This window comes from Nocardia sp. NPDC050712 (assembly GCF_040654295.1).
Taxonomy (GTDB): Bacteria; Actinomycetota; Actinomycetes; order Mycobacteriales; family Mycobacteriaceae; genus Nocardia.
The window spans coordinates 194833-217507 of record NZ_JBFAHT010000001.1 but is presented as its reverse complement, the minus strand read 5'-3'; the positions used below and the strand labels follow the sequence as shown (position 1 = coordinate 217507).

The 22675-nt window shown below is 69.1% G+C and carries 21 protein-coding genes; 12 read left to right on the top strand and 9 right to left on the bottom strand.

Going from position 1 to position 22675, the window contains the following annotated elements:
• Together AB0H76_RS01060 and AB0H76_RS01055 are read right to left on the bottom strand one after the other, a co-directional pair.
• Nucleotides 1–3381: an AAA family ATPase gene (locus AB0H76_RS01060; protein WP_357315571.1), complete on the bottom strand. Its 3381-nt coding sequence runs from the start codon at nucleotides 3379–3381 to the stop codon at nucleotides 1–3.
• Nucleotides 3378–4562, bottom strand: coding sequence for an exonuclease SbcCD subunit D (locus AB0H76_RS01055; protein ID WP_357315568.1), 1185 nt, complete (start codon nucleotides 4560–4562; stop codon nucleotides 3378–3380). The genes AB0H76_RS01060 and AB0H76_RS01055 overlap by 4 nt, the downstream gene beginning before the upstream one ends.
• Nucleotides 4563–4930: 368 nt before the next feature.
• On the opposite strand from AB0H76_RS01055, the gene AB0H76_RS01050 reads away from it, so the two are divergent.
• A complete protein-coding gene (locus AB0H76_RS01050) occupies nucleotides 4931–6088 on the top strand; it encodes a DNA recombination protein RmuC (protein ID WP_357315565.1) in 1158 nt (385 codons plus the stop codon).
• A 64-nt stretch (nucleotides 6089–6152) separates the two neighbouring features.
• Nucleotides 6153–6992 (top strand): DUF6542 domain-containing protein, encoded by an 840-nt coding sequence (locus AB0H76_RS01045; protein ID WP_357315562.1) that lies wholly within the window; start codon nucleotides 6153–6155, stop codon nucleotides 6990–6992.
• Nucleotides 6993–7037: 45 nt separating this feature from the next.
• Here AB0H76_RS01045 and AB0H76_RS01040 read toward each other — a convergent pair whose 3' ends face one another.
• Entirely contained in the window at nucleotides 7038–8048 is a 1011-nt protein-coding gene (locus AB0H76_RS01040) for a 4-hydroxy-3-methylbut-2-enyl diphosphate reductase (protein WP_357315558.1), read from the bottom strand.
• A 123-nt stretch (nucleotides 8049–8171) separates the two neighbouring features.
• On the opposite strand from AB0H76_RS01040, the gene AB0H76_RS01035 reads away from it, so the two are divergent.
• The 3 genes from AB0H76_RS01035 (at nucleotide 8172) to AB0H76_RS01025 (ending at nucleotide 10451) form a co-directional block, all read left to right on the top strand.
• Entirely contained in the window at nucleotides 8172–8822 is a 651-nt protein-coding gene (locus AB0H76_RS01035) for a lipid droplet-associated protein (RefSeq protein WP_357315556.1), read from the top strand.
• An 85-nt stretch (nucleotides 8823–8907) separates the two neighbouring features.
• Nucleotides 8908–10194 (top strand): exodeoxyribonuclease VII large subunit, encoded by a 1287-nt coding sequence (gene xseA / locus AB0H76_RS01030; RefSeq protein ID WP_357315554.1) that lies wholly within the window; start codon nucleotides 8908–8910, stop codon nucleotides 10192–10194.
• 2 nt (nucleotides 10195–10196) lie between these two features.
• The gene (locus AB0H76_RS01025; RefSeq protein ID WP_357315551.1) at nucleotides 10197–10451 is read left to right on the top strand and encodes an exodeoxyribonuclease VII small subunit; all 255 of its coding nucleotides are present in this window, start codon (nucleotides 10197–10199) and stop codon (nucleotides 10449–10451) included.
• 13 nt (nucleotides 10452–10464) lie between these two features.
• On the opposite strand, the gene AB0H76_RS01020 is transcribed toward AB0H76_RS01025, so the two are convergent.
• Complete coding sequence (locus AB0H76_RS01020; RefSeq protein ID WP_357315548.1) at nucleotides 10465–11031, bottom strand: DUF4245 domain-containing protein; 567 nt, start codon at nucleotides 11029–11031, stop codon at nucleotides 10465–10467.
• Between the two features lie 110 nt (nucleotides 11032–11141).
• On the opposite strand from AB0H76_RS01020, the gene glpX reads away from it, so the two are divergent.
• On the top strand, nucleotides 11142–12182 hold the full coding sequence (gene glpX / locus AB0H76_RS01015; RefSeq protein WP_357315545.1) for a class II fructose-bisphosphatase: 1041 nt from the start codon (nucleotides 11142–11144) through the stop codon (nucleotides 12180–12182).
• Nucleotides 12183–12352: 170 nt separating this feature from the next.
• On the top strand, nucleotides 12353–13807 hold the full coding sequence (locus AB0H76_RS01010; protein ID WP_357315543.1) for a class II fumarate hydratase: 1455 nt from the start codon (nucleotides 12353–12355) through the stop codon (nucleotides 13805–13807).
• A gap of 60 nt (nucleotides 13808–13867) precedes the next feature.
• Here AB0H76_RS01010 and AB0H76_RS01005 read toward each other — a convergent pair whose 3' ends face one another.
• The 3 genes from AB0H76_RS01005 to AB0H76_RS00995 form a co-directional block, all read right to left on the bottom strand.
• On the bottom strand, nucleotides 13868–14749 hold the full coding sequence (locus tag AB0H76_RS01005) for an acyl-ACP desaturase (RefSeq protein ID WP_357315540.1): 882 nt from the start codon (nucleotides 14747–14749) through the stop codon (nucleotides 13868–13870).
• Between the two features lie 86 nt (nucleotides 14750–14835).
• Entirely contained in the window at nucleotides 14836–15381 is a 546-nt protein-coding gene (locus AB0H76_RS01000; RefSeq protein WP_357315538.1) for an esterase, read from the bottom strand.
• Between the two features lie 146 nt (nucleotides 15382–15527).
• Nucleotides 15528–16916, bottom strand: a complete 1389-nt coding sequence (locus AB0H76_RS00995) for a PhoH family protein (RefSeq protein ID WP_357315536.1) — start codon at nucleotides 16914–16916, stop codon at nucleotides 15528–15530.
• A 281-nt stretch (nucleotides 16917–17197) separates the two neighbouring features.
• On the opposite strand from AB0H76_RS00995, the gene AB0H76_RS00990 reads away from it, so the two are divergent.
• Nucleotides 17198–17470, top strand: coding sequence for a hypothetical protein (locus AB0H76_RS00990; RefSeq protein ID WP_357315534.1), 273 nt, complete (start codon nucleotides 17198–17200; stop codon nucleotides 17468–17470).
• A gap of 18 nt (nucleotides 17471–17488) precedes the next feature.
• Here AB0H76_RS00990 and AB0H76_RS00985 read toward each other — a convergent pair whose 3' ends face one another.
• Both AB0H76_RS00985 and AB0H76_RS00980 read right to left on the bottom strand, forming a co-directional pair.
• Nucleotides 17489–17926 carry a limonene-1,2-epoxide hydrolase family protein gene (locus AB0H76_RS00985; RefSeq protein ID WP_357315531.1) on the bottom strand — a complete coding sequence of 146 codons (438 nt, stop codon included), beginning with the start codon at nucleotides 17924–17926 and terminating at the stop codon, nucleotides 17489–17491.
• Between the two features lie 32 nt (nucleotides 17927–17958).
• Complete coding sequence (locus AB0H76_RS00980) at nucleotides 17959–18705, bottom strand: TetR/AcrR family transcriptional regulator (RefSeq protein WP_357315528.1); 747 nt, start codon at nucleotides 18703–18705, stop codon at nucleotides 17959–17961.
• 112 nt (nucleotides 18706–18817) lie between these two features.
• Here AB0H76_RS00980 and AB0H76_RS00975 point away from each other — a divergent pair, with 112 nt between their 5' ends.
• From AB0H76_RS00975 to AB0H76_RS00960, 4 genes are all read left to right on the top strand, one after another.
• Entirely contained in the window at nucleotides 18818–20008 is a 1191-nt protein-coding gene (locus AB0H76_RS00975) for an FAD-dependent monooxygenase (protein ID WP_357315525.1), read from the top strand.
• Between the two features lie 119 nt (nucleotides 20009–20127).
• A complete protein-coding gene (locus AB0H76_RS00970; protein ID WP_357315522.1) occupies nucleotides 20128–21366 on the top strand; it encodes a hypothetical protein in 1239 nt (412 codons plus the stop codon).
• Nucleotides 21366–22112, top strand: coding sequence for an ESX secretion-associated protein EspG (locus AB0H76_RS00965; protein WP_357315520.1), 747 nt, complete (start codon nucleotides 21366–21368; stop codon nucleotides 22110–22112). The genes AB0H76_RS00970 and AB0H76_RS00965 overlap by 1 nt, the downstream gene beginning before the upstream one ends.
• 100 nt (nucleotides 22113–22212) lie before the next feature.
• Complete coding sequence (locus AB0H76_RS00960; RefSeq protein ID WP_357315517.1) at nucleotides 22213–22650, top strand: hypothetical protein; 438 nt, start codon at nucleotides 22213–22215, stop codon at nucleotides 22648–22650.
• Nucleotides 22651–22675 lie beyond the last annotated feature (25 nt).

The window sequence follows — 22675 nt, the reverse complement described above, 5'->3', positions numbered from 1 at the left end:
CTACGCGACGATCGTTTGCAGGTGGGACCCGGTGGGGGTACGACGGACATGCAGGCGGCTGGGGATGCGCTGGCGCATTTCGTCGACGTGGCTGACCACGCCCACCACCCGGCCGTTGGAACGCAGTTCGTCCAGGACGCCCATCACCGCGTCGAGAGTGTCGGCGTCCAGGCCGCCGAAGCCCTCGTCGATGAACAGGGTGTCCAGGACGATGCCGCCGGATTCCGCCGCCACGGTGTCGGCCAAGCCCAGCGCCAAAGCCAGTGAGGCCATGAAGGTCTCGCCGCCGGAGAGGGTCTTGGCCGGGCGGATCGCGCCGGTGTAGTCGTCGCGGATGTCCAGACCGAGGCCACCGCGACGGCCGCGCGGTCCTGCCTTGTCGGTGTGCACGAATTCGTAACGGCCGCTGGACATTCGGCGCAAGCGCACCGAGCCAGCAAGGGCAACCTCTTCCAAGCGAGCCGCAAGGACGTAGGAGCGCAACGACATTCGGCGGTTGTTCTCGCCGCGGCCCGCGACCACCTCGGCGAGACCCGCAAGCTCATCATGGGCTTGCTGCAGCGGGGCGATACGGTCGACCTCGGTCCACAGCTGCCCGCCGAGTTCCTCGAGCAGTTTGACCCGGCGCGTGGCGTCGGCATGCGCGGCCACCGCCGCATTCAGCTGCGAGCGAGCCTGGGCCACGGCCGCTTCCAGTTCGGCCAGATCGCCGGGTTCGGCCGCACCGGCGGCCTGCACCTCGGGTTCGGCCAGCACCGCCTCCGCGTGCGCACGGGCACGGTCGGCGGCTACGAGTTCGGCATCGATGTCGTTCTGGCGCTGAGTGGTTCGAGCGGCGGCGGTCACCAGTTTGGCGTAGGCGGTGAGCAGTGCGACGTCGTCACGCGGTGCGCGGCTGTCGTCACGCAGTGGGCGGTTGCCATCATGCAGCGGGCGGCTGTCGAATGTGTTGGCAGCGCCTGTTTCCGGAGCCTTTATCTCAGCGGATATCGCAGCACCGATCGCACGCGCGGTCTCCGCGTCGAGCACGAAACCCGCCGCGAGGGCGAGGCTTTCGACGCGGGTGGCGATTACGGAGACGGCTTCGCGGGCGGCGGCGGCCTGGGCGCTGGTGTCGCGGAAGGTGGTGGCGAGGGTGATGAGGGTGTGCAGGCGGGTGCGGCGGCGATCGATGGTTTCGTCGGCGCCCGCGGCGGCGCGCAGGCGGTCGGTGAGTTCGACCAGGCGGGCGGCGATCGTGGTGATCTGAGTGGTGATCGTCCCGCGGCGGGTCTCGGCTTCGCGGAGTTCGTCGTGCAGGCGGGTTTCGTCCGAGCGCACCCGGGCCAGCTCCGCGGTCAAACTCTCGGCGAGAGTGGCACTTCCGGAGGCGTCCTCGTAGCGGTCGGTGGCGGTGCGCAAGGCGGTCGCGAGTTCGACCCGATCGGTGTCGCCGCCGCGGGCGATCAGCCCTTCGATATCGCGTTCGAGTTCGGTGATCCGGGACAGCACTTGATCGCGCTTCGCCTCGGCGGTGCGGGCGGCGGCCTCCGCCGCGTCCTCGGCGTCCTTGGACACCGCGTCCGAGGTGGGGCGGGCCGGAGCCGGATGATCGGCCGAACCGCAAACAGTGCACGGCAGACCATCATTCAGCTGCCCGGCCAGTTCCGCGGCCATCCCGGCCAAGCGGCGCTCGCGCAGATCCAGCACGCGCTCCTTGGCGTCGTTGTGCGCGGTACGCGCGGTCTCGAACTCGATCCGGGCCCGATCCACCGTCTGCCGGTGCCTGGCCAATTCGACCGCGGCAGTCGCCGCCGCTTGCAGCCGTTCACAATCGGCCGTCAGCGCGGGCAACAGCGCGACCGCCTCGGTGGCCTCCCGCAAGCGGCCCTCGATAGTGGTGATCGACGCGGGCAGCTGTTCACGCAACCGCGTGAGCTTGCCGATGCGGCCGGCCACCGCGGCGTCTTCCTCCCGCAGCCCGGTCAATTCGGCGGTCATCTTGGTCGCGGTAGCGGCGTCGGCCCCGATCTCCTCGAGTGCACCGATCTGACTGCTCCAGCGCCGGATCGCGGCATCGATATCAGCGTCGGCACGGATCACCGCGGCGCTGCCGGCATCCACGTCCGCTCGAACGCCCGCGCCCACCGCATTACCGCCACCCCGAGCACCCGCGCCGATCGCTTCAGCGCGGCTGTCGGGCCGATCAGCAGCGCGAGTCCCTGCGACACTCTCGCCCACGGATTCGACGCGGCCACCCGCGGCGCCCTCACCCGTTGCGGCCATATGACCGCCCGATGGGGCCGAACCGCCGGATTCGTCGATCAGCTCACGGCCACCGACTTCAGCGGCAGCTGGCTCCACGAGTGCGGACACGAACTGCACTGCTGCATCGCGTTTTTCGCCATCGCGGCGACGGTTCGTCATGACAGCCGCACGGGCCTCATCGATCGCGTCGGCCACCGGCTGTGCTCGCCGCGCCGCTTCCAGTTCGGCTTGTAAGGCCGTCCGATGATCGCTCTTCGCGGCGTAGTCGGCGAGTTGCGTTTGGGCGGTGGTCATTCGACGGCGGAGTTCGTGCAGTCGGCGCTGGTCTTCGGCGCGTGTGCCGACGCGGGTCGATTCCTGTTGGCAGCGTTCGGTTTCGACGGTGGCGGTGGACAGGTCGGCGCGGGCGGCGGCGAGCAGGTCCTGGGACCAGCCGACCGATTCCAGCGGTCCGACGGATTCGGTGACGCTCAGGCCGGCGGCGCCGCGGATCTGGGCGATCAACCGCTCGATGCCCTGGCGGCGCTTCTCCAGATCGCCGGCCGAGGCGCGGCGCTTATCCGCCAGCCACTGCTCGGCGCTACCGAATCGTTCGGTGTCGAAGAGCTTTTCGAGCAGCTTCTCGCGATCTTCGTTGTCGGCGCGCAGGAATCGGGCGAAATCGCCCTGCGGCAGCAACACCACCTGGAAGAACTGGTCGGCGCTCATCCCGAGCAGCCGCACGATCTCCTCCCCGATGTCGGGTATGCGGGCCAGGTTCGCTCCGCGCCCGTCCAGCCAGGCCAGCGTGGCCTTGGCCTGCTCGGTGCGCATGCCGGTGCCGCGCAACTTGGGGCGCTCGAATTCCGGAGTCCGGGTGAGCCGCAGGCGCCGTCCGCCCAGCGTGGCTTCGAGGACCACCTGCGGCGCGGTCTGCTCCGGCGCGTGATCGGAGTGCAGGCGTTTGCTCTCCCCGCGCGCGCCGGGCACCCGCCCGTAGAGGGCGAACGCGATCGCGTCCAGCACGGTGGTCTTGCCCGCGCCGGTCTGCCCGTGCAGCAGGAACAGCCCATCGGCTCCGAGCGCGTCGAAATCGACCGCGGTGGTCTCGGCGAAGGGGCCGAACGCTGTCATCTCCAGCCGATGCAGCCTCATGCAGACAGTTCCCCGCGCCCGGACTGCTCCGCGACGGCAGGCGCCCGCTCCGGTTCGGCGACCGCGGCGGCCAGTGCCCGCTCCAGCCAGGTCATCTCACCGGCGGACGGGGCGCCGCGGACATCGGTGAGGAAGCTGTGCGCTACTTCGGTGTCGCGGCGGCCGTGCACCCGCTCACGGTAGCGCAATTCCGGATTGCCTTCCGGGCGTGACCATTCCACGTGCACGGCGTGCGGGAAGCGTTCGCGCAGTTTGCGCAGCCCGTCCACGGGACGGGCATGGTCGGTCAAGGTCGCCGACACGTAGTGCTCGACGGCCTCGGAATAGGCCGCGCCGGAGAGCAATTCGTCCAGCGTGCCGGTCAGCCTGCTCAGGCCGCGGACCAGCGGAAGGTCGTGACGCTCGACGGAACCGAGGCCGTCGGCGTCGAGCTCGACGATCCACACCGCCTTGCGGTGCGAGTTCTCCGCGAACGAGTAGGGCAGCGGCGAGCCGGAGTACCGCACCGATTCCGACAACGTCTGTGGTGAGTGCAGATGCCCCAGCGCCACATAATCGATGCCGTCGAAGGCGGACTGCGGCACCGTCTCCACACCACCCACGGAGATGGAGCGCTCCGACCCCGTCGCCTCGCCCCCGACGACGAAGGCGTGCGCGAGCACCACCGTGCGAATATCGCCGCGGGTGGCGATATCGGCGCGGATCCGGCCCATCGCGGCAGCCAGGATCTCGGCGTGCGAACGCGCCTGCGGCACGCCGAGTTCGGCGCGGGTGATCTCCGGCTCGAGATAGGGGATGCCATAGCAGGCGACGGCACCGTGCGCGTCGGCCAGCAGCACCGGCCGGTCCGCCTCGGCGACGGTGGTGCGCAGATGCAGGCCACCCGCGGCGGCGAAGCTGGCGCCGGCGCCGAGCCGGGCGGGCGAATCGTGATTGCCGGACGTCGCGACGATCTGCGCGCCGGCGGCACGGATGGCCTCGAAGCCGCGGATGCAGACCGCGATGGCGTCGGCGCTGGGAATCGAGCGGTCGTACACATCGCCGGGCAGCACCACGACATCCACCGACTCGGCGGCCACCAGCTCCGCGATGGCACTCAGCGAACGTGCTTGATCGGCAAGCAGATCGACACCGTGGAAGGTACGACCGATATGCCAGTCGGAGGTGTGCAGCAGCCGCATGGCGAGAAACGTAGGCGCACCCACCGACACAATTCAATTGCCGAGAGCCGGGTGTCGGGTTTGCCGAGTTCCTCAGCGGCGTGTTTCCGGCACGACGCGCGGAATCGAGTGCCCGAACTCACGGCTGCGGCACAGACGCCGCGGGGCCGCGAACGATCTCCGCGGGCAGCCACCGGCCCGTGGTAGGCGCAGCGCCAGCGGGTTTCGGCGCGCACCGGCGCGCAGCCGACTTCACAGCTCATTTGCTGCAATCCGCTCAGCTGTCCACAGTCATTGACATACCTGCGGCTCAGTCGGTTTGCCGACACCGGCGCTGTGAAGTTGCTGGCGGCCGGAACTTGTCGGTGGGGTACGGCACTATCTCGTCCATGACCGCATCGATGCTCTTCGCACTGTTGCTGGTATTCGCCGCCGGAGTCGGGCTGGGCTGGCTGGGCCACACCGCCCACGCCGGGCAACGAGCCGCCACCGCCGAGGCCAGGCTGGCTGCGGCCACCGACAACGAGCAGCTGCTGCGCCAATCGCTGTCCGCCGCCAACGAGGACGCGGCCCGCCGCCACTCCCACGCGATCGGCGCCATGGTCGACCCGCTGCGGGAGGCGGTCGGCGCCCTGAATCAGCACATCCAGCAGGTCGAGCACAGCCGCATCAACGCCTACTCCGGCCTGCGCGAACAGGTGGCCGGGATGCAGCGCACCTCGCATCAGCTCACCAGCCAGACCTCGCAGCTGGTGGCGGCACTGCGGGCACCGCAGATCCGGGGCCGCTGGGGCGAGATCCAGCTTGAGCGCGTGGTCGAGCTGGCCGGTATGACCAGGCACTGCGATTTCGACACCCAGGTCAGCCGGGCCGCCCGGGGTGACGGCAATGCCGACCGCACCGGCACGGTCCGACCCGACCTGGTGGTCCGGCTGGCGGGCGGCCGGCACATCGTGGTCGACGCCAAGGTGCCCTTCAGCGCCTATCTGGACGCCAGCGCGGTCGAGGATCCCGACGAGCGCGGCGCGCATCTGCTCCGGCACGCCAAGCATCTGCGCGCCCACATCGACCAGCTGGCCGACAAGGCCTACTGGGCGGCCTTCGATCCGTCCCCGGAGTTCGTGGTGCTGTTCGTGCCGGGCGATCCGTTCCTCGACGCGGCGCTCACCACCGACTCGGGGCTGTTGGAATACGCGTTCGGGCGCAACGTCATCCTGGCTACTCCCACGACACTGATCGCCCTGCTGCGCACGGTGGCGTTCAGCTGGCGGCAGGAGGCGCTGTCCCAGGATGTGGCAAAAATTCAGCAATTGGGCCGGGAGCTCTACTCCCGCCTCGGCATGACCGGCCGGCACCTGGACCGGCTCGGCGCGCAGCTGTCGAAAGCCGTGGACGCGTTCAACTACACGGTGGCCTCGGTGGAATCACGGGTGATGGTGACGGCCCGCAAGCTGCACGACATGGAGATAGCCGAGCAGGAAGTGCCCACCATCGCCCGGGTGGATTCCTGGCCGCGCGCGGTCGGCTTCGCCGATGCCGACGGTTAGCCAGTGATGGCCGTCGCGCCGTGCCATAACGCCGTACGGCGCGACGGCGGTTAGGGTTCATACCGTGGCTGCTTCCCAACGTGTGCGTTCCCGGGTGCCCGCGCCGCAACGTTCGTTCCTGCCGTCGGTGCCGGGTATCCCGGCCGGCGCAGCCGTCCTGATTGCGGTTGCCTGCGCGTTCCTCGGGTTCCTGATCGACGCCAACGGCGACATGACCGAGCTGACGGGCACCTTCGCCACGCTTTACGTCGCCGGTTGCGTAGTCGCGGTACTCGTCGTTCGCTACCGCGGCTTGTTCAGCACGATGGTGCTGCCGCCCCTGCTGATGGTTATCGCCGTGCCGCTGGCCTACCAGCAGCTTTCCGAGGGTTCGTCCGGCGGCCTCAAAGACGTGCTGCTGAACCTGGCGCTCCCGCTGGTGTCCCGATTCCCGACGATGCTGCTGGCCACCGCGCTGGTGTTGATCATCGGCGGCATCCGGATCTATCTGGCCCGGCGCGAGCAGTCCGCCGAGACGGCCGCGGAAGCGCGCCGCGGTTCGGCGTGGGGCCGCACCACCGCGACCGGACGGTCCCGGCCCGGCCGGGGCGCCCTCGCGGATACCCCGAAGCGCCGCGGCCGGCGCGATCAGACCGATCCGGACAACGACCTCGACCCGGATCTGCAAGAGCAGAAGACCGATAAGTACCCGCCGGCGCGGGTGAGCAAGCGCGGTTCCGGCGAGGTCGCCGATACGCCGCCGCGCGTGGGCAAGTCGGGCCGGCCGCGCGATGGGCGGACCGGCCGCGGTGGCCGTTCGGCCACGCCGCGCAGCGACAACCCGCCCTTGCCGCGCCCGAACGTGCGCTACCGGGAGCGGGAAGCGGGCCGGCCCGAGCGACGCAAGCCCGAGAACAACCTCTAGGAACCGCTCGAGTCCCGGCCGGCGTGCCCGCCGGGACTGTCGCGATCAGTTACGAGCGGCGCGCAGTTCGCGCGGAAGCGAGAAGACCAGCGTCTCGTTCGCGGTGGTCACCGGCTGAACCTCGCCGAACCCGTACTCGGCCAGCATTTCCAGCACACCCTGCACCAGGATCTCCGGGACCGAGGCGCCGGAGGTGATGCCGATGGTGCCGACACCCTCGAGCCAGGCCGGGTCGACCTCCTTGGCGTAATCGACCAGGTAGGACGCCTTCGCGCCGGCGCCGAGCGCGACCTCGACCAGCCGCACCGAGTTCGACGAGTTGCGCGAACCGACCACGATCACCAGATCGCATTCCGGCGCCATCGCTTTCACCGCGACCTGACGGTTCTGGGTGGCGTAGCAGATGTCATCGCTCGGCGGATCCTGCAATCCGGGGAACCGCTCGCGCAGCCGCTTCACCGTCTCCATCGTCTCGTCCACGCTGAGCGTGGTCTGCGACAGCCAGATCACCTTGGACTCGTCGCGCACGGTGACCTTGTCCACCGAATCCGGGCCGTCCACGAGCTGCACATGATCCGGCGCCTCGCCGGCCGTGCCCTCGACTTCCTCGTGGCCCTCGTGGCCGATCAGCAGGATGTCGTAATCGTCGCGGGCGAAGCGCTTGGCTTCCTGGTGCACCTTCGTTACCAGCGGGCAGGTGGCATCGATGGTGTGCAGGTTCCGCTCGGCCGCGGTCTCGTGCACCATCGGCGAAACGCCGTGCGCGGAGAAGACCACCACCTGGCCCTCGGGCACCTCGTCGGTCTCGTCGACGAACACGACGCCGCGATCGCGCAGCGTCTCCACCACGTGCCGGTTGTGCACGATCTCCTTGCGCACGTAGATGGGGGCGCCGTGTTTCTCCAGCGCCTTCTCCACCGTCTCCACCGCGCGGTCCACCCCCGCGCAGTAGCCGCGCGGCTCCGCGAGTAGGACGCGCTTTCCCCCATTGGCATCGGCTGATCCGGCGCCCGCCGAGCGGGCGATTCCGAGGTTCAAAGGTATGGCCGAAGACATGCCCCACAGCTTACTGGCGCGCACCGACCGATACCCGGCCGGATGAAGCGGCATGACCGGCATCACGATGTGTCTGTGACAGTAAGTCTTTGCATAGCCGACCGGATCGGGCAGGCTAGGACCATGTTCCGACCTCCGTTCCTGGCCCGGGTCGCCGCCGGTGCCGCCGTATACGCCCTCGAGGAAACCCGCCGGTTACCTACGACGGCAATGAATTTCCCGATCACCGCGATCAGTCAGCTGCTGCAGACCACGATGCACCTGCAGCAGTTCGTGACCAGCCTCGCGCTCAAGGGCGACGCCGTGTTCGACCGGCTCGGCAACGCGCCCGTCGACCAGCCGGACTGGGCCACCTTCGACGAGGATCTGCCGGGCGAGCAAACTCCCGGCTTCGACGCGCCGGCCGCCGGCCGTACCAGTCGCTTCGACCTCTACACCGACGGCGAGCCCGCGGAGCCCACCCGCACGGCCAATGGTCATGTCACGGCAGTGACGACCATCACGGTGCCGGAATTCAACCGCCCGGAGGCGGAATCCGAGCCGGAACCCGAACCCGCCGCCGCGGCCGAGCCGGAGCCCGCGGAGGTCGTCGAGCCGGAGGTCGCCACCCGCTACGACTACGCCAACATGACCCTGGCCCAGCTGCGCGCCCGGCTGCGCATGCTGACCCTCGAGGATCTGGCCGCACTGCTCGACTACGAGCAGCAGACGCGGGCCCGGGCGCCGTTCGTCACCATGCTGACGAACCGGATCGCCACCGTTCAGGCGCAGTAATTTTCGCGGCCCGGCCGGGTGCGGAAAGCGCATCCCGGCCGACCGCTGCGCGAGCGCGTCGGTGGCACCGCGTATATCTAGCTGTATGACCTCCGCGGCCAACCCACCGGCGAGCCCGCCGAATTCCGCCGAAGCGCCGATGCCGGTGCGCTCGGTGTCGATGAAGGTCTCGCAGTGGATCGATCGGCTGGGCAGTATCTGGGTCGAAGGCCAGATCACCCAGATCAATCTGCGGCCCGGCACCCGCACCGCGTTTCTGGTGCTGCGCGACCCGTCGGTCGACATGTCGCTCTCGGTCACCTGCGATCCGGAGCTGATCCGCAAATCCCCGGTGCCGCTGCAAGAGGGCACCCGCGTCGTCGTCTACGGCAAGCTCTCCTTCTTCACCGGCCGCGGCACGATCTCGTTGCGCGTGCTCGAGATTCGGCCCGTCGGCGTCGGCGAACTGCTGGCCCGCATCGAGCGGCTGAAGGCCCTGCTGGCGGCCGAGGGCCTGTTCGATCCGCGTCTCAAGCGCCCACTCCCCTTCCTGCCCAGGACGATCGGGCTGATCACCGGCCGGGCCAGCGCGGCCGAGCGCGATGTCGTCTCGGTGGCGCAGAGTCGCTGGCCCGCGGTCCATTTCGAGATTCGCAACACCGCGACCCAGGGTCCGGCCGCGGTGCCGCAGATCATCGCGGCACTGGCCGATCTGGAGCGTGATCCCGCGGTCGAGGTGATCGTGCTGGCCCGCGGCGGTGGCAGCGTAGAAGACCTGCTCGCCTTCTCCGACGAGACCCTGTGCCGGGCCATCGTGGCCGCGAAGACCCCGATCGTGAGCGCCATCGGCCACGAGCCCGACAACCCGCTCAGCGATTACGTCGCCGACGTGCGCGCCGCCACGCCGACCGATGCCGCCAAGCGTGTAGTGCCCGACGCCGCGGCCGAATTGGCGGGTGTCCGGGATATGCGCGCGCGTTCGGTCGCCGCGCTGCGCGGCTGGGTGGAGCGCGAGACCCGCGCGCTGGCCCAGCTGCGGTCCCGTCCCGTGCTGGCCGACCCGCTGCGCGAAATCGACCGGCGCACCGAGGAAGTCGAGCGGCTGCGCACCTCCGCGCGGCGCAACGCCGAGCAGCTGATCCGCACCGAATCGACGGCCGCCCGGCACCTGCGCGAAAAGCTGACCGCGGTCGGCCCCGCCGCGACCCTGTCGCGTGGCTACGCTGTCGTGCAGCGCGTGACCGGGCCGGAACGCCACGTCGTGCGCAGCATCGAGGACGCGCCCGCGGGTAGCCAGCTGCGTATCCGCGTCGCCGACGGCGCGATCAGCGCGGCGGCGCTTGGCACCCAGGCGCTGGGCGCCACCAAGACCAACCGCACCGAGAGGAACTGACCGTGGCCGATGCCGGCACCGAGGCCGTATCCACCGAGGAAGCCGCCGAGATCGCGACCTTCGGCTACGAACGCGCGCGCGACGAACTGGTCAACGTGGTGAAGATGCTGGAGCAGGGCGGCATGGACCTGGACGAGTCGCTGGCCCTGTGGGAGCGCGGCGAGGCGCTGGCGAATCGCTGCGAGGAGCACCTCGCGGGCGCGCGCCAGCGCGTCGAGGACGCGATCTCCCGCTCCGAGGCCGCCGAAGAGGCGTAAAGGTGGGCGATGCTCAGCGCGTGAGCGGCTGGGCGGTGCCGATCGCCTGCGCCAGGGTCTTGAAGGCGCCCTCGTTGCCCGCGCCCTTGATCAGCACGCGCGAGGTGCCGAGGTCGGCGATCCAGGCGGTTTCCTCGGTCGGCTCGGCGTAGACGGTCCAGCGCTGATTGCCCAGCTGCTGGGTGCCGCTGGCGTAGCGGGAGCCGAGCACGAAGCGGGCCAGCGCTTCCTCGGTGGCGGCGGTCTGGGTCAGCTGCATGTAGGTGCCCTGGTGGGTGATGTAGCCCACGGTGCTGGCCGCGCCGCCGCCCGCGCCGGTGATGTCGGCGCGGCTGCCGGAGTTGGGGGTCCAGTCGGCGGGCACGGCCGGGTTCCGGATCGGGAACGGCAGCGTCTTCGCGTCGGCGGTGAGCGCCGTCTTGACGTCGAAATGCGGGATCTGACCTTGGGTCGGGCCCTTGGCGGCGAAGCTGCACTGGCTGGCCACGCCCGCGAAGACCACCACGATCAGCACCAACGGAATCAGCGACAGGAACAGATCCTTGTAGTTCAGCAGAATCCGCGGTTTCTGGTACGACACGCCCCCAGTATCCACTTCGGTATCGGTCCCGCCGACCAGGGGTGGCACGACTCCGGCGCACGTAATGAGACAATCGTCCGGTACGTACAACCCGAGGGAGGCACCCCGCCATGACGGCATCTTCGCCCACTAGCCGCCGCGAGGCACCGGACCGCAACCTTGCGCTCGAATTGGTCCGGGTGACCGAGGCCGGGGCGATGGCCGCGGGCCGGTGGGTCGGCCGCGGTGACAAGGAGGGTGGCGACGGTGCCGCCGTCGACGCGATGCGTGAGCTGGTCAACTCGGTCTCCATGCGCGGTGTCGTGGTCATCGGCGAGGGCGAGAAGGACGAAGCCCCGATGCTCTACAACGGCGAGCTGGTGGGCGACGGCACCGGTCCCGAGGTGGACTTCGCGGTCGATCCGGTCGACGGCACCACGCTGATGTCGAAGGGTTCCCCCGGCGCGATCGCGGTGCTCGCGGTCGCCGAGCGCGGCGCCATGTTCGATCCGTCCGCGGTGTTCTACATGCACAAGATCGCGGTCGGCCCGGACGCCGCCGACGTGATCGATGTCTCCGCCCCGATCGGCGAGAACATCCGCCGGGTCGCGAAGGCGAAGAAGCTGTCGAAGTCCGATCTGACCGTCTGCATCCTGGATCGGCCGCGCCACGCGGACCTGATCCAGCAGGTGCGCGACGCGGGTTCGCGGATCCGCCTGATCTCCGACGGTGACGTGGCCGGCGCCATCGCCGCCGCGCGCCCCGACTCGGGCACCGACATCCTGGTCGGCATCGGCGGCACGCCCGAGGGCATCATCGCCGCGGCCGCCATGCGCTGTATGGGAGGCGCGCTGCAGGGCATGCTGGCCCCGACCGATGACGACGAGCGCCAGAAGGCCATCGACGCGGGCCATGACCTGGACCGCATCCTGTCCACCGAGGATCTGGTCTCCGGCGAGAACATCTTCTTCTGCGCCACCGGCGTCACCGACGGCGATCTGCTGCGCGGTGTCCGCTACTACGGCGGCGGCGCCTCCACCCAGTCCATCGTCATGCGGTCCAAGTCCGGCACCGTCCGCATGATCGACGCCTACCACCGTTTGACCAAGCTGCGCGAGTACAGCTCGGTCGACTTCATCGGCGACGAGGACGCGGTCCCCCCGCTACCCTGATCGCCCCGGCGACAGATCTCGGCGCGCAGGCCACTCGGCCTGCGCGCCTTTCTTTTCCGCCGAGTAGCGGATGCTCTTCTCTTCCTGAGTCTTATTCCCCGCGCCCGATGTGCGAATGACCTCAGGCGTGGCAGCCCACCGTGCTCCGTTCGCGGCATATGGTCGATCCCATGACCGAGGAATCGCAGAGTTCACCCACCCCGCCGGCTCCGCAAGCTCCGCCGGCTGCCATCCCCGGAGAATTTCGCATCGAGCACGACACGATGGGTGAAGTCCAGGTCCCCGTGCACGCCCTCTGGCGGGCGCAGACGCAGCGGGCCGTGGACAACTTCCCGATCAGCGGGCGCGGGCTGGAACGGGCGCAGATCCGGGCGCTCGGATTGCTGAAGGCCGCGTGCGCCACGGTGAATCGCGACCTGGACCTGCTGGACAAGACCAAGGCCGACGCCATCGTGGCCGCCGCCCAGGAGATCGCCGCGGGCGCGCACGACGACCAGTTCCCGATCGATGTCTTCCAGACCGGCTCGGGCACCAGTTCGAACATGAACGCCAACGAGGTGATCGCCTCCCTCGCCAAGGCCGCCGGCGTGGACGTGCACCCGAACGACGACGTGAACATGTCGCAGTCCTCCAACGACACTTTCCCGACCGCGACGCATCTGGCGGCGACCGAGGCCGTCATCACGGATCTGGTTCCGGCGCTGGAGCATCTGCGGCTGGCACTGCTGGACAAGTCCGTGCAGTGGCGCACCGTGGTGAAGTCCGGCCGCACGCATCTGATGGACGCGGTGCCGGTCACCCTCGGTCAGGAGTTCGGCGGCTACACCCGCCAGATCGCGGCCGGCATGGAGCGGCTGATGGCCACCCTGCCCCGCCTGGGCGAGCTGCCGATCGGCGGCACCGCGGTCGGCACCGGTTTGAACGCCCCGGACGGTTTCGGCACCCGGGTGGTCGCGGAACTGGTGCGCTCGACCGGCATCGACGCCCTGTCCGAGGCGCAGGATCACTTCGAGGCGCAGGCTGCCCGGGACGGTCTGGTGGAGGTCTCGGGTGCGCTGCGCACCGTCGCGGTCAGCCTCACCAAGATCGCCAACGACATCCGTTGGATGGGGTCGGGCCCGCTCACCGGTCTGGGCGAATTGCAGCTGCCGGACCTGCAGCCGGGCAGCTCGATCATGCCGGGCAAGGTCAATCCGGTGCTGCCCGAGGCCGTCACGCAGGTCGCCGCGCAGGTGATCGGCAACGACGCGACGGTGGCCTTCTCCGGCGCGAGCGGCGCGTTCGAGCTCAACGTCTACATCCCGGTGATGGCGCGCAATGTGCTGGAGTCGATCCGCCTGCTGGCCAACGTGTCGAGGCTGTTCGCCGACAAGTGCGTGGCCGGGCTGGTCGCGAACGAGGAGCGGCTGCGCACGCTGGCCGAGTCCTCGCCGTCCATCGTGACGCCGCTGAATTCGGCGATCGGCTACGAGGAGGCGGCCGCGGTGGCCAAGCAGGCGCTGAAGGAGCAGAAGACGATCCGGCAGACGGTCATCGATCGCGGGCTGATCGGCGACAAGCTCTCCGAGGCGGAGCTGGATCGCCGCCTCGACGTGCTGTCGATGGCGAAGGTCCAAGACAAGTAGCGACCCCGGACAGCCGAATTCCCCCGCCGGTAGGAAACCAGCGGGGGAATTCGAGGTCTGCTACTCGGACGCCCCGGACAGCGCCGGCGCCCGCAGGTGCGCCAGCTCGGCCCGGGCGGCCTCGCCCTCGGCGCCGATATCGGTGCGCTCGAAGAAGTTCCAGCGGCGCAGCAGCGGCGCGAAGATCAGCTCGTCCTGCTTGGCCGGCTCGTAGATACCGGCCTCGGCCAGCAGCTCGTCGCTGGTCCGGCCGTCGGGCAGGGCCACCGTGGGCACGGTGAAGTCGGCCACCCGGTCGGCGATGGCGCGCATCGTCTGATCGGGGGCGTGCGCGAACGCGGCGTCGACCAGGTGCGCGAAGAACGAGGCCTGCATCTCGTCGTCGATCGCGATGCGCTCGGCCATCGCGGTGACCATCGCGTTCTCACCCAGCGCCGCGATATTGCGATGCCGGACCGCGGAGGCCGTCTCCTCGAAGGCGCAGTTGGCCAGCACGTCCAGCAGGTGCAGGGCGGGACGGCGGAACCCGTTGGTCATGTGCGCCATGCGCAGGCGCTCCAATTCGATCGGATCGACCGCGCGCGTCACCATCAGGTAGTTGCGCAGCATGATCTCGTGCCGGTTCTCCTCGGCGGTCCACCGGCCGACCCAGCGCCACCAGGGGCCGATGCGCAGGTACTTGCCGATCTCGCGGTGATAGGAGGGCAGGTTGTCGGCGATGAGCACGCTCACCGTCAGGGCCAGCTTGGCGATCTCGCCGAGCTCGGATTGCTCCGGCTCCCAATCGATTCCGCCCAGGAAGCCGAAATTACGCCCGTCGTCGAACGGCACATATTCGTGCGGCTGCCAGCCGTCGGCCAGCTCGATGTGCCGGTGAAGCTCGAGTTCCACCTCGCCGGAGAGGGCTTCGAGCAACTCGCGGTCGGTCAAGTGATTCTGCACCAGCACAACTTAGTCGCTGATCACACTTCGTGGGGCACCTGGTATCAAGAAAAAGGAGCGCCCGGAAGCTCGGGCGCTCCCCCGCGCTAGTTCGGCGTGACGGTGGTCTGGCCGTCCTTCCAGGTGATGGTGCCGCCGGTGAAGGTGGATTCCTTGCCGCCGGGGACGTCCTGCTCGTCACTGGTCGGGTAGCCCAGCTTGCCGTTGGCGCCGCCGTTGGCCTCCCACGCCTTGCGGATCTCGCCCCACACGATGTGCGGCTCACCCTCCTCGGCCGCGTAGATGGTGCCGCCCACGAAGTCCTGGTATTCGCCACCGTTCGGGCCGTTCTCCTGCGCCTCGAGCGGCAGGCCCAGCGCACCGGCGGCGCCGCCGGACGCGACGTACTTCTCGTAGATGTCGCCGGAGACGGTGACCTCCGGGCCGTTCTGGGTGGCGATCTTGGTTTCCTCGGCGGCCTCGGTGCCGGACGGAGTGGCCGACGGGGAGGACAGCACCGAGGTGACCGCGCCCTTGGCCTTGTCGACGTTCTCTTTCGCCTCGTCCTCGCTGCAGCCCGCGGCCAGCAGCAGGGCCGCGGCGCCGAGCGCCGCGGTGGTGTACGTAGCCGTTCGTCGAGCGAATTGGTTCATGTCCATCCCTCTCGAAAGTGGCGACCATCGGCGTTCAAGCAACGATCCGGCGAATCAAAGAATGATTCGCCGGATCGCGCTGAACAGGTATCACCGCAGGTAATTACCCGCTCGTTGTGAGATGAAACACACGCTACACATTTGCCCTATGCGTTCGGTCCGTACTCCTCCAGCATCTCGGTGACGAGCGCCGCGATCGGCGAGCGCTCGCTGCGGGTCAGGGTGACGTGCGCGAAAAGCGGGTGCCCCTTGAGCTTCTCGATCACCGCCGCCACACCGTCGTGCCGGCCGACCCGCAGGTTGTCGCGCTGGGCCACATCGTGGGTGAGCACCACCCGCGACCCGGTGCCGAGCCGGCTGAGCACGGTGAGCAGCACATTGCGTTCCAGGGACTGCGCCTCGTCCACGATCACGAACGAATCGTGCAGCGAGCGGCCGCGGATGTGGGTGAGCGGCAGCACCTCCAGCATGTCGCGGGAGAGCACCTCTTCCAGCACCTCACGGCTGGCCAGCCCGTCGAGCGTGTCGAAGACGGCCTGAGCCCAAGGCCCCATCTTCTCGCTCTCCGAGCCCGGCAGGTAGCCCAGATCCTGGCCGCCGACCGCGTACAGCGGACGGAACACCACCACCTTGCGCTGAGTACGGCGCTCCAGCACCGCTTCCAGACCGGCGGTCAGCGCGAGCGCCGACTTACCGGTGCCGGCCCGGCCACCGAGCGAGACGATGCCGATGCTCTCGTCCAGCAGCAGATCCAGCGCGATCCGCTGTTCGGCGGAGCGGCCGTGCAGACCGAAGGCCTCCCTTTCTCGCACCAGCTGCACCCGCTTGTCCGGCGTGACCCGGCCCAGCGCGCTGGAGCTCGTCCCGAGTAACCGAATGCCGGTGTGGCACGGAAGTTCCCGGGCCTCATCCAGATCGATCACGGAATCGGCGTAGAGCTGATCGATCCGCTCTTTTGCCACATCGATTTCGACCATGCCGGCCCAGCCGGAGGTCACCACGTCCTGGGCGCGGTATTCGTCGGCGTGCAACCCCACCGCGCTGGCTTTGACGCGCAGCGGAATGTCCTTGGACACCAGCACCACCTCGCGGCCCTCGGCCGCGAGATTGAGCGCACAGGCGAGGATGCGGGAATCGTTGGTGTCGGTGCGGAATCCGACGGGCAGTACCGCGGGGTCGGTGTGGTTGAGTTCCACCTGCAGCGTTCCGCCCTCGGTGCCGATCGGCACCTGCTCATCCAGCCTGCCGTACTGCAGGCGCAGATCATCCAGGTTGCGCAGGGCTTCCCGCGCGAACCAGCCCAGTTCGTGATGGTGCCGTTTGCCTTCGAGTTCGCTGATGACGACCAGCGGAAGCACCACGTCGTTCTCGCCGAACCTGGTGAATGCCCAGGGATCCGACAGCAGCACGGACGTGTCGATGACAAAGGTTTTCTGGGAGAGCGAAGGGCGAGCCTCCTTGGTGTCTGTAGGGACAGCGGCGGCTTTCCTGGAGGAGGTCGCCGAGGAGGCGGAAACGGAGCGTGCAGCAGTCACGGTGGGCTCCTTTGTGTCCGTGCGGCACCCGCGCGCGGACGATCTCGCTGGACCGGCCGGCCCTGATGGCGTCTGACTTACGTCAATAGCCACGAGGGCCGGGCGCCGGCCCTCTCGCACTGAATTTCTCAGTCACGGTCAGGACCTCCCGTACGAACCACACCGACGCGGCCCGCACCACCGACGCTACCGCCGACCACCCGGTCTGCGCTCGGGGAAGTGAAGGCGTGTCCGTGAATCTTTCGTTAACCGATACGAGACTGGGAGCTAGAGTCGGTTTCATGGCCGGAAACACGGAACTCGAGAACCTGTCGTCGAAGGAACTCCACGACGAGGCGGTGAAGCGTGCGGTGCGCCACGGCGACGTGAAGTTCCTGTGGCAGCTGCTCGAGCGGATTCCGGCCGCCCAGGCCGAGACCGGCGATCAGGGCGAGGCCGAGGTGGACGTCAACAACACCGCCGCCCTGCTGCACGACTACGTGCACGCGGGTGAGGGCGAGCTGGCCGAACAGCTGCGGCCGTTCTACCTGGAGTACCTGGCCGAACATTCCTGACGGTCGGCAGGCAACCGTCTAGCCACGGGTGCGGCGTGCGGCGGTGAGCGCCGCGCGCCCGATTCCGACGGCGGTGCCCTTCAAGAAGTTTTCCCACGAGAAGTGGTCGTGCCACAGCACGATTCGGCCGTCGCGCAGCGCCAAGGTGCCGGTGACCCAGAAGCCGATCGTGAGCGGGCCCGCCCGCAGGTAGTCGGTGCGGTCGGTGAGCACGATGGGGCCGTCGGCGGCGATGTGGTGCATGTCGACGCCGAAACCGAACGCCTCGCGGTCCAGGCCGCGCAGCACCGCGCCCACCCGGCGGATGCCGCGGACATCGGGCAGCGAGGTGTTCTTCCAGACGATGTCGGGGTGCAGCAGCTCCAGCGCCTCGTCCACCGCGCTCGCTTCCAGCGCGGCGAAGAACTCCCGCACCGTGGTGATCGCGTCCTGCGTGAGTTCGAGTTCCTCGGGCATGCGTCGAGCCTAGGCGCGGGCGCGCGGGGACGCTATCCCGCGCGGTCGGCGATGAGGACGGCCAGTCCGTCCAGGATCCGGTCGATGCCGAAATGCAGCGCGTTGCTCGCGTTCTCGTTGAACATAGCGTCGGCCGGGGCACCAGCGGCGGCTTCCTCGGCGAAGGCGGCGCGCACCTCGGGATAGTCCGCGCCCGCCGCGGCCATCATCGCCCCGAACTGCTCGGCGACCTGCTCGGCCAATTGCGCACCGGTCACACTGCGGGCCTGCTGGGCCAGGCTGCGGCTGTGGCCGTTGATCAGCACGACGGTGTCGAGCTTTTCCGGGCCGGTCAGCCCGGTGCCGGCCAACGCGGTCAGCGCGACCTCCAGCCAGCCCATCTCGTTCGGGCCCATCGGCCGGACCCCGGCCGCGAGTTCCAGCGACCACGGATGCTCGCAGTACCGCTCGAAGATGGTCAGCCCCCAGTGCCGCAGGCCGGCCCGCCACGGCTCGGCCGAATCCGGGTTCGGCGGCGCGGGCCGGACCGGCGCGCCCATCGCGGTGTCGAACATGAGCGCGACCAACTGCTCCTTACCCGGCACATAGCGATACAGCGACATCTTGGTGAAGCCGAGGCGCTCGGCCAGCCGCTGCATGGACAGGCTGGCCAGTCCTTCGGCGTCGGCCAGGGCGATCGCCTCGGCGACGATCCCCTCCAGGGTCAGCGCCGGCTTGGGGCCGCGCTTCGGGCGCTGCTGGGTGCCCCACAGCAGCTCGACGGTGGTCGGTGACGGCATTCGCTGATCCTTCCGGAAACGCACTTGACGTGAAACTGTGTCTACCATACTCTAATTCGTGTCCACCGGAAACAGATTCCGATGGACACCATTTCACTCTTCAGGAGCAGCCATGCGTAACCAGACCGTTCTCATCTCCGGCGCCTCGATCGCGGGCCCCGCCCTCGCCTTCTGGCTGAACCACTACGGCTTCGAGGTGACCGTCGTCGAGCGGGCCGCGGCCCTGCGGCCCGGCGGCCAGGCCATCGACTTCAAGGGCGCCACCCACCGCACCGTGCTGGAGCGGATGGGCATCTGGGACGAGATCCAGGCACACCGCACCGGCACCACCGACACCGTCTTCGTCGACGAGAACGGCGAGCGGGTCGGGTTCATGTCGGGCGACTTCACCGGCGGCGATGTCGAGATCCTGCGCGGGGATCTGGCCGAGATCATGTACAAGCGCACCCTCGGTGACTGCGAGTACGTCTTCGGCGACTCGATCAGCGCGCTCACCGAGACCACCGCCGGTGTGCACGTCGAATTCGAGAACGGCGCGCCGCGCACCTTCGACCTGGTCTTCGGCGCCGACGGCATCCATTCCCGGGTGCGGCGACTGACGTTCGGGCCGGAAGCGGAGTTCGTGAAGCATCTGGGCCACTACTACTGCGTGGCTGGTGCCAGCCCGTGGAGCGCCGAGCAGACCGGGCCGCGCGAACGCGCCACCGCCTACGGGTTCAACGCTCCGGGCCGCCTCGCGATCAGCGGCGGCGCCAAGGCACAGCAGCTGTACATGTTCGCCGCGCCCGAACTGAGCTACGACCGCAACGACGTCACCGCGCAGCGCCGCCTGCTCGCGCAGCAGTACGCCGGTCTGGGCTGGGAGGTGCCGCGCATGCTGGCCGAGATGGTCGACTTCGACGACTTCTTCCTGGATTCGGTCAGCCAGGTCACGATGCGCGAGATCGGCTACACCAGGGGCCGGGTCGCGCTGGTCGGCGACTCCGCCTACGGAAACACCCTGGGCGGGTTCGGAACCGGGCTCGCCGTGGTCGGCGCCTATGTGATCGCCGGCGAACTCGCGCTGGCGGCGGGTGATCACGCGGCGGCGTTCGCCCGGTACGACGAGATCATGCGGCGCTACGCCAAGATCGCGGGCAATGCCAACGCGGGCAAGTTCCTCGCCCCGCGCACCGCGCGCGGAATCAAGCTGCGCAACTGGTTCCTGGGCAGCCGGATGTTCGCGCTGATGAGCAAGTTCGGCGACAACGCCGCCACCGACATCGATCTGCGCGATTACCCGGCGCTGGTCGAGGGCCGGTGATCGATTCTCACCTGGCTCCGGGAGATCGGCTGTGTTTCGATGGAACCGATAGGTGGTGGCATGCGTCTATATGGTCGAACGGCTCACATCCGCCACCGGGCACCACCAGGGAGCGATCCATGAGACCTACCGACGGCAGGGCGATCACCAATCCCGAGAACGCGCAGAACTTTTCGCACGCCGAGATCAAACAGGCCGCCGATCAGATGAATCCGGCCGCGCTGGAAGCCGCGTTCACGGCCTGGTCGGCGATCGCGGCCGCGGTGACCAAGGCGGGTGACGAGTTCGAGACCGCGATCCAGAAGGCCATCGATCAGCGGTGGGAGGGCGTGGCGGCCGCGGCGGCGGTGCGCGGGATCCGCGAATACGCCACCCGGGTGGGCGAACTCGGCGAGTCCCTGGCCCAGCAGTCCGGGCCGCTGTCCACGGCGGCCGGGGCGGCGACCAAGTTCAAGGCCTCGATTCCCGCGGTGGCCGACAGCTCCTCGAACTCGACCGAGCCGGCGGCCCGCAACTCCCAGGAGGAGCAGGCCCGCGACGACATGTACACCTACTACATCCAGCCGTACGGGGCGACGGCGCCGCAACTGCCCACCCTCCCGGATCCGGTCCAGCCGATAGCGCAGCCCGGTACCGGGGTCATCCCCGGGCCCAGTTCACCTGGTACACAACCCGGTACAGACAACGCCGTTCCCGGCACCACCAAGCCCGTCGATCCCGCCGAGGCGGGCACACCGGCCGCCACACCGGCGGAGAACGGCTCGCCCGCGGCGGCAGAGGAGGGCGCGCCCAGCGAGGAAGGTGCGCCCAGCGAGGAAGGCCGGCCCGCCGAGGAGGGCAAGCCGAACTCGGAGGCTCCCACCGAGGAAGATCCCGCCACGACGCCCGCGAGCACGGCCCCGGGAAGCACGACGCCGCAATCCATTTCGCAGAACCCGAGTAGCGGGTTCCCGTCGTCCACCTACAACCCCGCCGCCACCACGCCGCAGTCCGCGACCATACCCACCGCGGCCGTGACGCCGGCGGCGCCCGTCGCCACGCCACAATCGACCGGCGTGCCCAACACCCCGGCCGCGAACAACCCGGCGCCGAACGCGCCGAACCCCTTGCGGCCCGGCACCTCCGTGCCCGCCTACCCGGCCGCCCAGAACGCACCGGTCGCACCGGCCGCCGCGGGCCCGCGCCTCGGCGCGCCCGGCACCCCCGGCTACGCGGGCCTGATGCCGCCCCGGACGCACGCCCGCCGAGAAGAGGACGACGAGCACAGAACACCGAAATACCTGCGCACCAAGGAACATACGAAGGAACTGCTCGGCGAGACCGAGAAGACAGTTCCGCCCGCGCTCGGAGCCGATTGATGTCACAGCCCGCAATTCCGCAGTGGACACTGACCGCCGAACAGTTCGCGGCGGCCTGGTTCGGCACCGGCCTGGACCGGCTGCCGTTCCCGTTCCGGTTCACCAGCCGCTTTCCCGGGCTCTACGAATACCAGGATTACCAGCGCCGTTTCCGGCGCGAACTGGATTCCGACGAGCACCTGCATCTCAAGCGGGCGCTGCGGGTCCTCGGCCAACCCGATTGGCGCATCGAACTGTTCGGTCTGGATCACCGCCGCGGCGGCATCGCCGAGATGCGCGCCATCGGCTGCGCCAGCCGCAGCGGGACCGGTGTCATCGCCATGCAGAACCCCGGCCCCGACGGCGGCAAGGTACGACTACGCCGCTGCCGCAGCGACCACCTGGCCACCGAACTGATCCGGCTGCTACCCGACGCGACCGCGGGCACGGCGCCCGAAAAGAGTTATCTACTAGGCGATCTCGGCACCGACCCGGCCGATCCGTTCGCCCCCGCGGACACCCGCGAGGACTACCGCCGCTTCTGGCGCCAGCCCTGCACCACGCGCGGCACCGTCGTCGTGCTGCTCGGCCCGCGCAACGCCGAACCGCTGCCCACCGGCAAGCTCCGCTGGATCGACACTGTCGAGGGCCGTTACGCCGAGACACCGGCCAACGGCGCCTTGATGATCCGGCCCGCGACCAGCGCCGGAATCACTCGCTACCTGGACGAGGCCATCATCCGCGCGCGGGCCCGGATGGATTCCTGAGCCACCGGCCGGTTTTCCGCCCCGCCCGGCGCGATGTTGTCTCAATGATGCCGGGCCAATCAGGGCGTGGCCGAAGGTCTTCTTCCCTACCGTGGACGCTATGACCAACCAGGACGAAATCGGGGTTTTCTTCGATGAGTATCAGAAGGCGTTGAGTGCCTACGACGCCGAACGCGCGGCCTCCTACTGGGGCATGCCGAGCACCATCATCAGCGACGGCTTCATCGGCTCCGTGGACACCACCGCCGAACTGGCCGAGGGCCTGGCCGAGTCCTACCCGTTCTACCAGCGCCTGGGCCTGGCGAGTGTCGGCTACACCGTGCTGGACCGGGTCGATCTGACCCGGCAGATCGTGCGCGTGCGGGTGCGCTGGCACTTCTACGATGCCGAGGGCGGCCTGCTCACCGACAGCGACTACGAATACCTGCTGCGCCGCGACGGCGGCCACCTACATGCCTACGTCGCGGTCGCGATCGACGAATCGGAGAAGTTGAGTCAACTGGCCGCGGCGCGCGGCGTGGAGATGCCGCAGAACTGAAAACGACAGCGTCCCAGCCCATGTC

What these genes read in the sequence shown, in the direction of transcription:
- glpX (WP_357315545.1), top strand. Translation starts at nt 11,142, where the DNA reads ATGACGGCATCTTCGCCCACTAGCCGCCGCGAGGCACCGGACCGCAAC.
- AB0H76_RS01035 (WP_357315556.1), top strand. Translation starts at nt 8,172, where the DNA reads ATGTTCCGACCTCCGTTCCTGGCCCGGGTCGCCGCCGGTGCCGCCGTA.
- AB0H76_RS00980 (WP_357315528.1), bottom strand. Translation starts at nt 18,705, where the DNA reads ATGCCGTCACCGACCACCGTCGAGCTGCTGTGGGGCACCCAGCAGCGC.
- AB0H76_RS00965 (WP_357315520.1), top strand. Translation starts at nt 21,366, where the DNA reads ATGTCACAGCCCGCAATTCCGCAGTGGACACTGACCGCCGAACAGTTC.
- AB0H76_RS01010 (WP_357315543.1), top strand. Translation starts at nt 12,353, where the DNA reads ATGACCGAGGAATCGCAGAGTTCACCCACCCCGCCGGCTCCGCAAGCT.
- AB0H76_RS00975 (WP_357315525.1), top strand. Translation starts at nt 18,818, where the DNA reads ATGCGTAACCAGACCGTTCTCATCTCCGGCGCCTCGATCGCGGGCCCC.
- AB0H76_RS01050 (WP_357315565.1), top strand. Translation starts at nt 4,931, where the DNA reads ATGACCGCATCGATGCTCTTCGCACTGTTGCTGGTATTCGCCGCCGGA.
- AB0H76_RS01060 (WP_357315571.1), bottom strand. Translation starts at nt 3,381, where the DNA reads ATGAGGCTGCATCGGCTGGAGATGACAGCGTTCGGCCCCTTCGCCGAG.
- AB0H76_RS00990 (WP_357315534.1), top strand. Translation starts at nt 17,198, where the DNA reads ATGGCCGGAAACACGGAACTCGAGAACCTGTCGTCGAAGGAACTCCAC.
- AB0H76_RS01000 (WP_357315538.1), bottom strand. Translation starts at nt 15,381, where the DNA reads ATGAACCAATTCGCTCGACGAACGGCTACGTACACCACCGCGGCGCTC.
- AB0H76_RS00960 (WP_357315517.1), top strand. Translation starts at nt 22,213, where the DNA reads ATGACCAACCAGGACGAAATCGGGGTTTTCTTCGATGAGTATCAGAAG.
- AB0H76_RS01040 (WP_357315558.1), bottom strand. Translation starts at nt 8,048, where the DNA reads ATGTCTTCGGCCATACCTTTGAACCTCGGAATCGCCCGCTCGGCGGGC.
- AB0H76_RS00985 (WP_357315531.1), bottom strand. Translation starts at nt 17,926, where the DNA reads ATGCCCGAGGAACTCGAACTCACGCAGGACGCGATCACCACGGTGCGG.
- AB0H76_RS01055 (WP_357315568.1), bottom strand. Translation starts at nt 4,562, where the DNA reads ATGCGGCTGCTGCACACCTCCGACTGGCATATCGGTCGTACCTTCCAC.
- xseA (WP_357315554.1), top strand. Translation starts at nt 8,908, where the DNA reads ATGACCTCCGCGGCCAACCCACCGGCGAGCCCGCCGAATTCCGCCGAA.
- AB0H76_RS00970 (WP_357315522.1), top strand. Translation starts at nt 20,128, where the DNA reads ATGAGACCTACCGACGGCAGGGCGATCACCAATCCCGAGAACGCGCAG.